The 12,560-nt window shown below is 70.7% G+C and carries 11 protein-coding genes and 3 pseudogenes; 9 read left to right on the forward strand and 5 right to left on the reverse strand.

From position 1 onward, the window contains the following. The first annotated feature begins 136 nt into the window (after positions 1-136). Genes OG972_RS20225 through OG972_RS20235 form a run of 3 tightly spaced genes read left to right on the forward strand, consistent with a single transcriptional unit; the run spans position 137 to position 3,323 of the window. Entirely contained in the window at positions 137-1,390 is a 1,254-nt protein-coding gene (locus OG972_RS20225; protein WP_266983454.1) for a peptidoglycan-binding domain-containing protein, read from the forward strand. A 14-nt stretch (positions 1,391-1,404) separates the two neighbouring features. Then, positions 1,405-2,115: an ABC transporter ATP-binding protein gene (locus OG972_RS20230; RefSeq protein WP_266983456.1), complete on the forward strand. Its 711-nt coding sequence runs from the start codon at positions 1,405-1,407 to the stop codon at positions 2,113-2,115. Beyond that, positions 2,112-3,323 carry an ABC transporter permease gene (locus tag OG972_RS20235; protein WP_266983458.1) on the forward strand — a complete coding sequence of 404 codons (1,212 nt, stop codon included), beginning with the start codon at positions 2,112-2,114 and terminating at the stop codon, positions 3,321-3,323. Before OG972_RS20230 ends, OG972_RS20235 begins: the two co-directional genes overlap by 4 nt. Positions 3,324-3,352: 29 nt before the next feature. Here OG972_RS20235 and OG972_RS20240 read toward each other — a convergent pair whose 3' ends face one another. Both OG972_RS20240 and OG972_RS20245 read right to left on the reverse strand, forming a co-directional pair. Then, entirely contained in the window at positions 3,353-4,984 is a 1,632-nt protein-coding gene (locus OG972_RS20240; protein WP_266983460.1) for a cell wall metabolism sensor histidine kinase WalK, read from the reverse strand. Beyond that, positions 4,981-5,682: a response regulator transcription factor gene (locus tag OG972_RS20245; protein ID WP_266983462.1), complete on the reverse strand. Its 702-nt coding sequence runs from the start codon at positions 5,680-5,682 to the stop codon at positions 4,981-4,983. Before OG972_RS20245 ends, OG972_RS20240 begins: the two co-directional genes overlap by 4 nt. 482 nt (positions 5,683-6,164) lie before the next feature. Between OG972_RS20245 and OG972_RS20250 the strand changes: the two genes are divergently transcribed. Together OG972_RS20250 and OG972_RS20255 are read left to right on the forward strand one after the other, a co-directional pair. Beyond that, positions 6,165-6,521, forward strand: a complete 357-nt coding sequence (locus tag OG972_RS20250; protein ID WP_266983464.1) for an SH3 domain-containing protein — start codon at positions 6,165-6,167, stop codon at positions 6,519-6,521. A gap of 504 nt (positions 6,522-7,025) precedes the next feature. Further along, positions 7,026-7,226 (forward strand): annotated as a pseudogene (locus OG972_RS20255) (response regulator transcription factor); the annotation flags it as partial. A 19-nt stretch (positions 7,227-7,245) separates the two neighbouring features. Here OG972_RS20255 and OG972_RS20260 read toward each other — a convergent pair. Then, entirely contained in the window at positions 7,246-8,172 is a 927-nt protein-coding gene (locus tag OG972_RS20260; protein WP_266983466.1) for an SMP-30/gluconolactonase/LRE family protein, read from the reverse strand. A gap of 85 nt (positions 8,173-8,257) precedes the next feature. On the opposite strand from OG972_RS20260, the gene OG972_RS20265 reads away from it, so the two are divergent. From OG972_RS20265 to OG972_RS49595, 4 genes and pseudogenes are all read left to right on the forward strand, one after another. Continuing rightward, on the forward strand, positions 8,258-8,716 hold the full coding sequence (locus OG972_RS20265) for an Lrp/AsnC family transcriptional regulator (protein ID WP_266990596.1): 459 nt from the start codon (positions 8,258-8,260) through the stop codon (positions 8,714-8,716). Between the two features lie 248 nt (positions 8,717-8,964). Beyond that, positions 8,965-9,879 (forward strand): annotated as a pseudogene (locus tag OG972_RS20270) (NADP-dependent oxidoreductase); the annotation flags it as partial. Positions 9,880-10,056: 177 nt separating this feature from the next. Next, positions 10,057-10,437 (forward strand): annotated as a pseudogene (locus OG972_RS49590) (cupin domain-containing protein); the annotation flags it as partial. A gap of 138 nt (positions 10,438-10,575) precedes the next feature. After that, entirely contained in the window at positions 10,576-10,884 is a 309-nt protein-coding gene (locus OG972_RS49595; protein WP_353961653.1) for a helix-turn-helix transcriptional regulator, read from the forward strand. A gap of 27 nt (positions 10,885-10,911) precedes the next feature. Here the strand turns inward: OG972_RS49595 and OG972_RS20280 are convergent, their stop codons facing one another. Continuing rightward, complete coding sequence (locus OG972_RS20280; RefSeq protein ID WP_266983468.1) at positions 10,912-11,859, reverse strand: discoidin domain-containing protein; 948 nt, start codon at positions 11,857-11,859, stop codon at positions 10,912-10,914. A gap of 119 nt (positions 11,860-11,978) precedes the next feature. Further along, complete coding sequence (locus OG972_RS20285; protein WP_266983470.1) at positions 11,979-12,557, reverse strand: phage tail protein; 579 nt, start codon at positions 12,555-12,557, stop codon at positions 11,979-11,981. Between the last annotated feature and the right edge of the window lie 3 nt (positions 12,558-12,560).

Here is a 12,560-nt window from a genome sequence, read left to right on the forward strand (position 1 = left end):
CGTGGACGTCATGAGGGATGCGGGCCAGGGGCGCGCAGAAGGTGAAGACGGGGCGGACGACCGTTCCGACGGCAGGAGAACGGGGAGGCGCAGGCGTGGCCCGCTCCTCATAACAGCCGGCTTCTTTCTGGTCGCCGTGGTCAGCACGGTCGGAGCCCTGGGGCTCGGCGGAGGCGGTACGGACGACAACGGCGCGGCGCCGGGCAGAAGCAGCGAAGTGGTGCAGGTGACCCGGGACACGCTGACTGATCAGACCGAGGTCGATGGCCAACTCGGCCACGGCCCGGAGGTTCCGTTCCAGATCAAGGCAGAGGGCACGGTGACGTGGCTGCCGGCGACCGGCAGGACGGTGCGGCGGGGGGAGAAAGTGCTGCGGGTCGACGACCGCCCGGTGGTCCTGCTCTACGGAAGCCTGCCCATGTACCGGGACTTGGGAGTGACGGAGGCAGCGCCCGAAGGCGAAGCCGCGACCGGTGGCAAGGGCGGTCAGGACGGCGGCACCGGGTCCGGCCAGGACAGCGGCAGCGACAGCGGTGCCACGGGCGGCGGCGCGGCGAACACCGACAGCGCCGGGACGGTTCAAGGAGCCGGGACACCGCGGCAGTCGACGCCGCTGCACGGCATGGACGTCAAGCAGTTCGAGAGCAACCTCAGCGCCCTCGGCTACTCGGGCTTCACCGTGGACGAGTCGTACACCGTGCTGACGGCCAACGCGGTCAAGCGCTGGCAGAAGGACCTCGGCCTGCCCCAGACGGGCAGGGTCGATGCCGGCGACATCGTCTACGCACCCGGTGCTGTGCGGATCGCGGGCACCAGTGCGCTGGTCGGAGCCGAAGCTTCCGGCAACCCGCTCACGTACACCACCACGTCGCGCATGGTCACCGTGAACGTGCCGGCCACGGACACGAATTGGGCTCAGCGGGGCAGCGAGGTCGCGGTGGACCTTCCGGACGGGCGTTCGGTCAAGGGCGAGATCGCGAGCGTGGGCAAGGACGCGTCGTCATCCGGTGCCTCGGGCGGCGGGGACGCCGCAGGAGGGGGCGGCGCGGACGGTGGTGGCGACGGCTCGGCGGGCAAGACGGCCACCGTGTCCGTGGTGATCACATTCGATGACCAGGACGCGCTGGGCAGCCTGGAGAGCGGCCCGGTCACGGTCCGCCACGTGGTCAAGGAGCGCAAGGGGGTGCTGACCGTTCCGGTCGCTGCCCTGGTGGCTCTGGCCGAGGGCGGCTACGGCCTGGAGCTCGCCGGAGGAAGCGAGGACGGTGGTGGCGGAAACAGCGGATCCAGCCGCTTCGTGCCCGTGAAGACCGGCCTGTACGCGGGAGGCAAGGTCGAGGTGAGCGGCCCCCGGGTCCACGAAGGCATGAAGGTGAGGATCCCCAAGTGACCTCGCCTCCCGGCATGCCCGATACCCCCGTCGTCGAGTTCACCGCCGTGTCCAAGACCTACCCCGGCCGTGTCTCAGCGGTCAGCGGGGTCGACCTGGCCATCCCGTACGGAGAGCTGGCCTGTGTCGTCGGCCCTTCCGGGTCGGGCAAGTCGACGATGCTGCATCTGATGGGCACCCTGGACAGGCCGTCCAGCGGCCGGATCGCCATAGACGGTCACGAGATCGCCGAGCTGTCCGACCGTGAGGTCTCCGCGCTCCGTGCACAGCGGATCGGCTTTGTCTTCCAGCAGTTCCACCTGGCCGTGGGGGTACCGGTGCTGGACACGGTCGCCGACGGCCTGCTGTACGCGGGCGTGCCCTTGCGGGAACGCCGGCGCAGGGCCGCGCGGGCACTGACCCGAGTCGGGCTCGACCACCGGCTCGACCACCTCCCCCACCAGCTTTCCGGAGGCGAACGGCAACGGGCCGCGGTCGCCCGCGCGGTGATCGGTGAACCGGCCCTGCTGCTCGCCGACGAGCCCACCGGCAACCTCGACTCGGCCTCCGGCGCGGCGGTCCTGGAGCTGCTGCGGGAGTTGCATGCGGCCGGCACCACGGTGGTGGTCATCACGCACGACCGGGAGATGGCCGAGGCGTTCGACCGGAAGGTGGAAATGCGCGACGGCCGGATCGTGGCCGACAGCGGTCTTCCCCCGGTGGTCGGCACCGGAGTTCTGACATGAGCCGCAGGCGCCGGGCAGCTGTGCTGCGCCCCGCCCGGCTGCGCCCCGCCGACATCGTCCGGCTCGGCGGGACCGGGCTGCGGACCCGGCCGCTGCGTGTGTTCCTGTCCGCGCTGGGCATCGCGATCGGTGTGGCGGCGATGGTCGCCGTCGTCGGCATTTCCAGCTCCAGCCGCGCCGAGGTCGACCGCAAGCTCGACCAGCTGGGCACCAACATGCTGCGCGTCGCCCCGGGCCAGACCCCCGAGGGCGAAACGACCCGCCTCCCCAAGGAAGCGGTGCCCATGATCGGGCGCATCGGCCCGGTGCAGCAGGTGGCGGCGACCGGCACGGTCAAGGGCGCCGCGGTCTACCGCAACGAGCATGTGCCGGTCGGGCGGACCAGCAGTGTCGAGGTCGCGGCAGCCGGGTCGCAGCTGCTGCCGGCGATCGGCGGAAAGGTGCGTACCGGCCGGTGGCTCGAGTCGGCGACCGAGGAGTATCCGGCCGTGGTGCTCGGCGCTCAGGCGGCCCGGCGACTCGACGTCTATACGCCGGGGACGCGGCTGTGGCTCGGCGGAAAGTGGTTCTCCCTCGTCGGAGTACTCGAACCGATGCCGCTGGCGCCGGAGGTCGACAGCTCGGCACTGGTGGGCTGGAAGGCCGCAGAGACGTATCTGGGCTTCGACGGCCACCCGTCGACCGTCTACGTGCGGGCTCGGGACGACCAGGTGGCGGCGGTGCGGGGTGTGCTCGCGGCGACGGCGAACCCCGAGAAGCCGAGTGGCGTGCTGGTCTCGCGCCCCTCCGACGCGCTGGCCGCACGGGAGGCCACGGAGTCGGCGCTGACCGGACTGCTGCTCGGCCTCGGCGGGGTCGCGCTCCTGGTGGGCGGGGTCGGCGTCGGCAACACCATGGTCATCTCGGTGCTCGAACGCCGCCCGGAGATCGGCCTGCGCAGGGCGCTCGGCGCCACCAGCGGCCAGATCCGCGGCCAGTTCGTCTCCGAATCGCTGCTGTTGTCCGCACTGGGCGGGCTCGGCGGAACGGTCCTCGGCACGGCCATCACCGCCGGGTACGCATACGTACGGCAATGGCCGACCGAGGTACCGGTGTGGGCGGCGGCAGCCGGGATCGCCGTCACGCTGCTGATCGGGGCGATCGCCGGGCTCTACCCGGCGGTGCGGGCCGGGCGCCTGGCACCCACACAGGCGCTCGCGGGTTCCTGACCGGGCCGCAGCGCCCCGTGCCGGGCAGGTCAGTGCGCGTCTGCCGGAGCCGTGGAGAGCACGACGGTGAAGGTCGTCCCGACACCCACCGTGCTCTCCACGTCGATCGTCCCCCGGTGATCGGTCACGATCTGCCGGGCGATGGAGAGCCCGAGGCCGCTGCCGCCGGTGGCGCGGCCCCGGGCCGCATCCGCCCGCCAGAACCGGTCGAAGAGGTGGGGCAGATGCTCGGCCGGTATCCCCTTGCCGGTGTCCCGCACCTGAAGGACCGCCGAGTCGCCGCGCCGGACCAGAGCCAGCGTCACGGTGCCGCCGGGTGCCGTGGCCCGTAGCGCGTTGCCGACGAGATTGCCGACGACCTGACGCAGCCGGTCCGTGTCGGCGTCCACGAACACCTGCTGCGGCGCTTCCAGCTCCAGGACCACACCGGCTGTTTCGGCCTGGGCCCGGTGGGCCGTACGACAGGTCTCCAGGACGTCGCGCAGATCGACAACAGCGTGGTGGTAGGTGAGCGCACCGGCCTCGGCGAGCGCCAGGTCCTGCAGATCGTCCACGATCCGCTGCTGCAGCATCGCCTCCTCGTGGAGGGAGTCGAGCAGTTCGGGGGTCGGCTCGACGAACCCGTCCTGCAGCGCTTCCAGATAGCCGCGCAGATTGGCCAGCGGGGTACGCAGCTCGTGTGCGATGTCGCCGGTGAGGCGGCGCTGACGTTCCTCGCCGGCCTGGACGGAGTCGGCCATCCTGTTGAAGGCACGCCCGAGTTCGGCGATCTCATCCCGGCCCGAGACGGGAACCCGCCGCTCCAGATCTCCTTCCCCCAGCCCCCGGGCGGCCAGGGTCAGGGCACGTATCGGGCGCAGCACGGCCCTGCTCAGGAGCAGTCCGCCGAGGATGACGGCAAGGCTGACGCCCACCGCGACGACCACCGTGGGCGCGGCGGCCAAAGTGGGCGGCGACTCGTCCCGTACGCCGAGGCGGACCTGGAGACGCGGCGGCGCGACGGCGACGGTCCGCTCGTCGAAAGCGCGCTGCAGACACGCGGCGAGACGCTGCTCGGACACACATCTGGAGGCGGCGTCGTGATCCTGGGCGGCGCGCGGATTCACATCCGCTGTCGGCTCCTTGCACTGGGGTGACCGACGGTCCGTGCTGATGATCCGGGGGATGCCGATGCTGTTCGGCCGGGCCGTCATCTTGACGCCTGCCCGGGTCAGACAGGCCTGGTATGTCGCCACGGCACGGTACTCACCGATCGCGGCCACGGTGAGCTTGACCGAGGCCAGCGGCACCTTCCCCTTGGGCAGCCGCAGCTCGGGGCGCGGGTCGACCAGGACCGGGGGCTGGCTGCTCACCGCGCGGGGCTCGCGGCCCGCGAGGGCGTCGGAATCGGCCAGCAGTACGTCGGACTCCGTCGTGACCCGGATGCGTTGCCCGGTGTCCCTCTCCAGCTCACCCACCGTCGGCGCGACACCGTCCCAGGTGCCGTGCTCGAATCCGTACGCATGGAGCTCCCCGGTGATCCGGGACACCTCCTGCCGCCCCGCACGGTCGGACTCGCGTACCTGACTGGTTATCTGACGCAAAGTCAGCCATGCCGTGGCCGCCGTGGCTGCCATGGCGACCAGCATCAGCAGGCCGAGGACCCGAAGCCGGAAACTCACCGCACCTCACCGGCCCCGTTCGACAGCCGGTAGCCCCGCCCGTAGACGGTCTCCACATACCGCGTGCCGGCACGGCCCTTCTCCAGCTTCCGCCGCAGATTCATCACATGGGCATCGACCGTGCGCTCCAGGACGTTCTGGTCGAACCCGAAGACCCGGTCGATGATCTGCGCCCTGGTGAACGCCCGCCCCGGCTCCCCCGCGAGCACGGTCAGGATCGCGAACTCCTTGCCGGTCAGCACCACCGGCTCCCCCGCCACGCGGACTTCGAAGCGGGAGGTGTCGACCTCGAGGTCCCCGACCGTGAGCACAGCGGACTCCGTGCGCCCGGCCGCCTTCGCCCTCCGCAGCAGCGCCCTGACCCGCGCGGTCAACTCCCTTGGGCTGTACGGCTTGGTCATGTAGTCGTCGGCCCCGAGGTCGAGGCCGAGGAGCATGTCCTCCTCCGTGGCGCGCGCGGTGAGCAGCAGGATGGGCACCTGGGACTCGGCGCGCAGGATGCGGCATACGTCGAGACCGTCGACGTTCGGCATCATCACGTCGAGCACGATGAGGTCGGGCCGGGAGGATCGGGCCCGGTCGACCGCCGAACGGCCGTCGGCGACGATCTGGACCTCGTTCCCCTCCCGCTCCAGGTAGATCCGTATCAGTCGCGCCTGTTTCACGTCATCCTCGGCGACCAGAATGCGAGCGCTCAACGAGACTCCTCCGGCTGGAATTTCACAGAGTACTTGGTTAATCGGCGGGGTGAATGAGTCGTGCTCAGGCCTCAATGCGGAATGAAACCGTCCACGGGCAGATCAGAAATGACATGACCAATTCCGCACGAGGGCACGGTCCGAGGTCCAGCTTCGAGCCCCACCTCACAGGTCGGATTCGGCCAGGGATTTATCCCCTTCGAACGCCACTCCCACCGAACGCGAAGGACGAGGAAGGTCACGCACAAGGCCGCAAGTCAGCCGAGTTCGGCACCTCTCATGACCTATTTTCGCCCTGATCATTTTCGGACTCGCTGAAATCAAATTTGGACATCTGCGATCGGAATCCTTTCTTCAGAATGCTCGGCTCGGAATCGTACTAGCGCCATCGCATCCCAAGTGATGCAGCGGCCGCTGCTCCCCTTCCAGCACCACCTGTCACACGGGAGCAGGGAAAACAAAGGACAACCATGGGGGTTTCAATGAAGCGTCGAATCGCCGTCGTTCTGCCCGCGCTCGTGGCGGTGGCCGCGAGTATCCCGATCGCCCTCTCCACCACTCCGGCAGCGGCGTCCGCGGCCTGCGGCAAGACCGTCGCCGACAAGGACGGCAGCGCCTGGAACGCCACGGCCAACGGAGCCAACGAGCGCAGCGGCTCCAGCACCGGCTGTGCGATCAACGGGATCGCGTACTCCGGGCACAAGCTGGACTACCACTGCTACACGGTGGCCGGCGACTACACCTGGACGTACCTCAGGAACGACAGCACGGGTACCTACGGGTGGGTCCGTGACGACCTCCTGAGCGACTACGGAAGCTCTGTGTACTGCGGCTTCTGACCCTTGGGGGCCTGGGCACTCACCACCGGGAGCCAGGCCCCGAGTCAGGCGACATAGTGGCATGTCAGGGGCGGTCTCGCCGAGGTCGCCCCTGACCGCTGCCACTCGCCACACGCCTGATGTTTCATCACTTCGCCCTGGAGAAGAGGCCGCTCGGCCCGCTTCACCAGCCGGCCCGCGCAGCGATTCCGTGGTCCGCCCGTAGTCGGTGAGGGCGAACTGGGGCTGGTCCCCTTCCCACGGGGTGATCGCGGGAACGGGATAGCCGCGGGTATCGCGGGGCCTGGTCCGGACGGCCGGCGGCATCGGGACGCTGTCGACGTGCACGGGCCATGCCTACCAGGCGCCCTCACCGGGGCACCAGCGGATGCGGCCCGGGGAGCAGGGCGTTGCTCCATGCCGAGCGAGAACCCGCCGATCCGTCGCCGCGCCGCCGAGCCCCGCTTCGCGGAGAACACCGGTCCCGAGTCCGCCGCGCCGCAGCGGCGAGCCGACGGCCCGACCGGCATCACCGAGCGGGAACGCGAGGTGCTGACCCTCGTCGGGCGCGGCATGTCCGATGCGGAGATCTCGGCCACGCTGTTCATCACCGTGGCCACCGTCAAGACGTACGTGACCCGGCTGCTCACCAGATTCGACGCCCGCGACCGGGTCCGGCTCGTCATCATCGCCTACGAGACGGGCATGGCCGGACGGGATCGGTGAGGGAGAGCTGCGGCGGGTCTCAGCACCTGATCCGGGGCGCCCCCGTCACCGACACGACCGCCGAGTACAGGGACGTCGTGGCCGTGATGAAGAGCCGGTTGTTCTTGGGGCCGCCGAAGGCGATGTTGGAGACCGTCTCGGGAACCAGGATGCGGCCGATCAGGGTGCCGTCCGGGTCGTAGCAGTGGATGCCGTCGTCGCAGGCCGCCACCCAGAGGCGGCCCTCGTCGTCGAGGCGGAGGTTGTCGAAGACGCCGTTGCCGGGCCGGCACTCGGCGAAGACCTTGCCGTCGGACAGGTCACCGCGCTCGTCGACGTCGAAGACCCGGACCTGGTTGAGCCGGGTGTCGGAGACGTACAGCTGCCGTTCGTCGTGAGAGAGGACCAGCCCGTTCGGGCCGCGGAACCCGTCGGCGGCCAGGCGGACTTCACCCGTGACCGGGTCCACCCGGTACACGTTGCAGGAGCCGATCTCGCTCTGCGCGCGGTACCCCTCGTAGTCGCTGGTGATCCCGAAGTCGGGGTCGGAGAAGAAGACCGTGCCGTCGCTGCGGACGACCGCGTCGTTCGGGCTGTTGAGCCGCTTGCCCTCGAAACGGTCGGCGAGGACGGTGACCGAGCCGTCGTGCTCGGTGCGGGTGACGCGCCGGTTCCCCTGCTCACAGGTGATCAGCCGGCCCTGCGGATCCAGGGTGTTGCCATTGCTGTGTCCCGCGGGCGCACGGAAGACGCCGACGGTCCCGGTGACCTCGTCCCAGCGCAGCATCCGGTCGTTGGGGATGTCGCTCCACACGACCTGGTGCCAGGCCGGCACGTAGAGCGGGCCCTCGGCCCAACGGCAGTCGCCGTACAGCTTCTCCAGGCGCATGTCCCCGTTGGCGCACCGCCCGCTGCGGAACCTGCCGTCCAGGACCTCATAGATCCCGTTCACCACGTCACCGGACATGATTCCCCCTCACTCCCCTGAGACCGAACATCATTCAACGTATCACCGTATAGACCAAACAGAATATGGTGTGCGTATGAAGAACGTGGATGACATCGACCGTGAGCTGCTGACGCTGCTCCAGCAGGACGCCACCCGGTCCTATGCGGCTCTGGGCCGCACCGTGGGCCTGTCGGCGGGCGCCGCCCACGAACGCGTACGCAAGCTGCGCGAGCGCGGCGTCATCCGCCGCACCACCGTCGATGTCGACCCGGCGGCCGTGGGGTGCGGGGTGCTCGCCTTCGTGATGGTCGAATCGGCGGCCTGGATGGGCGAGTCGGCCGAGGCATTCGCGGCCCTCCCCGAGATCCAGGAGGCACATGTCATCGCGGGCAGCGCGTCCGTCCTGGTCAAGGTGCGCACAGCGACGACCGAGCAGCTTCAGGACGTGCTGCGGCGGCTGTACGCGATCGAGGGCGTCAGCGGCACCCAGGCCACGGTGGTCCTGGAGACGTTCTTCGAGCGGCCGGTCACGGCAGCCGGGGCCACGCCTGCCACATCCTGACCCCGGGACGGGACATCCTCGTGGCAGGCGGATCCCCGTCGCCGACAAGCAGATCAGGCTGCCCCCGAGAAATCCGCGCTGGGCTACGGGGTCGGGGACGATGCAAGTTCCTTTAGGCCTCACCCGGCCCCGCGTACACGCGTGCAGGACGAATGGACATGCGAGCGAGACGGAAGGCCATTCCGCGTCTCGTCGGCGCTTCCTACGGTTGGATCCATCAAACCGGCAGAAAATCAGGGAGCGTTGCCATGCGTGCTGTCGTGCAGAACTCGTTCGGTGGTCCCGAGGTGCTGGAGGTCGTAGAGGCCGAGCGGCCGAAGCCGCTCGGGGGCGAGGTGCTGGTCCGGGTCCGCGCGAGCGCGGTCAATCCGGTGGACGTGGCCGTCAGGGCGGGCGCGTTCCCGCTCCTGGGCGAGCCGCCGTTCGTCCTCGGCTGGGACATCTCCGGCACGGTCGTGGAGACCGGGCCCGGCGCCAGGTACCGGGTCGGCGACGAGGTCTACGGGATGCCGTTCTTCCCCCGCGCCGCGAGCGGCTACGCGGAGTACGTCGCCGCGCCTTCCCGGCAGCTCGCCCGCAAGCCGTCGTCCGTCGACCACGTTCATGCCGCGGCGCTGCCCCTCGCGGCGCTCACCGCCTGGCAGGGCCTGGTCGACCTGGCACAGGTATCGGCAGGGCAGCGGGTCCTGATCCACCGCGCCGCCGGCGGGGTCGGCCACTTCGCCGTACAGATCGCGAAGGCGCGCGGCGCGTATGTGATCGCGCTGGCGAGTTCCCCCAAGCACGAGTTCGTCACCGGCCTCGGGGCCGACGAGGTGATCGACTACCGGACCACCGACTTCACCGAGGTGGTCCGGGACGTCGACATCGTCTTCGACTCCACCGCCCAGGGCGACCGCTCGCTCGCCGTGCTGCGGCCGGGCGGCGCCCTCATCAGCATCCTGGAACACGGCAGCAGGGAGCTCGCCGCCCGGGCCGAGGAGGCGGGGCTGCGCTTCATCGGTGTCTCGGTCGAGCCGGACTACGCGGCGCTCGAAGCGATCGCGGCACTCGTCGACGCAGGCACGATCGTGCCGTACGTCGCCGAGACGTTCCCGCTGGAAGAGGCCGGCAAGGCCCACGAGCTGGTCGCGTCCGGCCGTACACAGGGAAAGGTTGTCCTGCCGTGGCGGACTGACACCGTGGGGTCCACGGAAGCCGGAGGGGAGCAGGGCACATGGACATCCTCACCGAGGCGTTGGCGTCGATGCGGACCGGACGCCCGACGTCCATCCGTACCGACGGCCACCCCCTGGGGCCTTCGGCTGCCGTCCGTGGCAGGCGCGGGGTTCCATGTGGTGCTGCACGGCACCTGCTGGCTGATCCCGCTGGAGGCGACAGGACCGCACCTGGAGCCGGTCGCGCTCGGCCCCGGTGACGTGGTCTTCCTCCGGGACGGCCGCGGCCACATCCTGGCCGACCATCCCTCCACACCGGCGGCGGAGGCCCGGCCGGACCAGTTCCGGAACGGTCCGCCGATCGGCTCGGTCCAGCTCGGCGGCGACGGCCCGCGGACCTCGCTGCTCTGCGGCAACTACCACCTGGACCAGGGGCGGCCGCACGCCCTGGTGCGGCAGCTCCCCGAGATGATCCATCTGCCCGCCCGGCACGGGCGTCATCCCGAACTCGCCGCTGCCGTGCAGCTGCTCGGCTCGGAACTCGACCATCCCCGGATCGGTTCGGACGGCATCGTGCCCGCCCTGATCGACTCCTTGCTGCTGTACATCCTGCGGGCCTGGCTGCAGGACCAGCCGGCCGCCGCCGCCGAGGGCAGGGCCGCCGCGCTCAGCGACCCGGCGGTGGCCCCGGCGCTGGCGGCCATGCACGACGATCCTTCGGCGCAGTGGACCGTCGAGTCGCTCGCCGTGCGGGCCGGGCTGTCCCGTGCGGCGTTCGCCCGGCGGTTCGCCACGCTGGTCGGCGAACCGCCGCTGTCGTATCTGAAGCACTGGCGGATGACCCGCGCGGCGAAGCTGCTGAGGGAGGCGGACGTTCCGCTGAGCACGGTCGCCGCGCAGGCGGGGTACGGCTCCGAGTTCGCCTTCGGAAAGGCATTCAAGCGCGAGTACGGTCTGGCGCCAGGGAACTACCGCCGCCTGGCCCGAGCGGCGACGGCGGCGACCGCCTGACCCGCCGGCGTCCCCGGACGTGCGCCGTCAGGACCGGCGGCCGAAGAACTCGATCTCCGCGATGGCCAGTCGGCGGCCGTTCCCGGCTCCGTACACCTCGTCCGTCGTCAGCCGTGCTCTGACCGTCTCCGCACCCACCACGTCGAACGTCTGCGGGCCCGCCTGATCCTTGAGCCTGATCCGCTTGCTGACCTTCCTGCCGTCGGCCGAGGTCAGCACCACCGTGATCTTCTCGGGGCGGGCCTGGGTGAGGAACTCGTCCGCCTTCGCCGACGTGCCGGGAAAGACGATCAGCTTCATCACTCGTACCGGCTGGTCGAAGTCGCACTCCACGTACTCGCCGACGCCCGCACCGACATTCTTCGGTGCCCAGTAACGGTTGTTGAAGCCGTCGAACGCGGCACCGGCCGGGTGGCCGGGCGCCCTGCTGGAGCTCCGGAAGGCCGAGGGCGGCACCGACTCGGGACTGCCCGTCTCCTTCTTCGCGAAGCCCAGCAGCCCGGAGAGGTGCGGCAGCCCGAACCAGACCAGGGCCGCCACCAGGATCAGCGTCAGCGGAAGCGCGAGACTCGGGCGCCGCCACAGTCTGCGGCGCGGCCGGGCCCCGGCGAGGGGCGCCCGGCGGGGGCGGCGGCGGAAGATCCGGCGCCACCACGGGGGCGGGAGCTCGGGGGCCGGTCCCGGGTCCAGGAGCAGGGCGCAGTGGATGCACAGGGTGCGGTCCGCCGCGTTCTCCGTACGGCAGTTGGGGCAGCGGACGGTCGCAACGGGCGGCGCAGGGGGCGGAGTGATCGGCGGTCCCGGGGATGGGACGGGGTGCGCCTCGGGTCCGGGGACGGGCTCGGTCGTCTCGTCGGGGCGGCGCGGGGCAACGGCGGGGGCAGGAGCGGGGGGCGGAGTGAAGGGTGGCGATGGGTGGACGGGGGTGGGTGCGGGAACCGGTGCCGGAGCAGGAGCCGGAGCCGGAGGGGGCACAGGAACAGGCGCCGGGACAGGTGCCTGCGGCGTCTCCGGTTCCTCCCAGTTCAGGAATGCCTCGCAGGACGTGCAGAACGCCGTCCCCGGAGCGTTCCGATGCCCGCAGTTGTCGCAGATCACGCCGCACCCCCGGTTTCCGTCCCGCCCGGCTGCGGCGCCGACGGCAGGATCTCCACCGTGCGGCCGACGTGCGCCGGGACCTCCGCGCCGATCAGCTCCTGCAGCCGTACCCGGTCGACACGATCCGGATCCGGCACCCGGAGCCGGACCGTCACCCAGGGCCCGGCCTGTCCCGGCAGCGCCGTGTTCGGCCGCGTCGACCACGCCGTGCCGCCGCTCTCGACGATCTCCGGTTCGATGCCGGTCTCCAGCCGTACCGCGTCCGCAAGACCGCGCAGCGTCCCGCGCCGGCTGTGCCCGGACACCGCGCCCCGTACCGTCGCCCGGCGCTGTTCGAGCGGGCTGTCCTCGTGCGGTTCGACCGCCACCCACTGGGCCAGCCAGGCGAGGAAGTCGTCGGGGGCGCTGCGCGGGTCGAGGTGGGCGGGCAGGTTGTCGATGGTGAGCAGGACCGGCGCGAGTACGTCGTCGAGCGCCGCGAGGAAGCGCTGGAGGAAGTCCTGCTCCAGGTAGACCGCCGGCAGCTGTTCGATCAGCGGGTGCGGGGTGGGGAGGCCGGTCACGGCGGTGCGCATGGG

Source organism: Streptomyces sp. NBC_01669 (genome assembly GCF_026339735.1).
Lineage (GTDB): Bacteria > Actinomycetota > Actinomycetes > Streptomycetales > Streptomycetaceae > Streptomyces > Streptomyces yanii.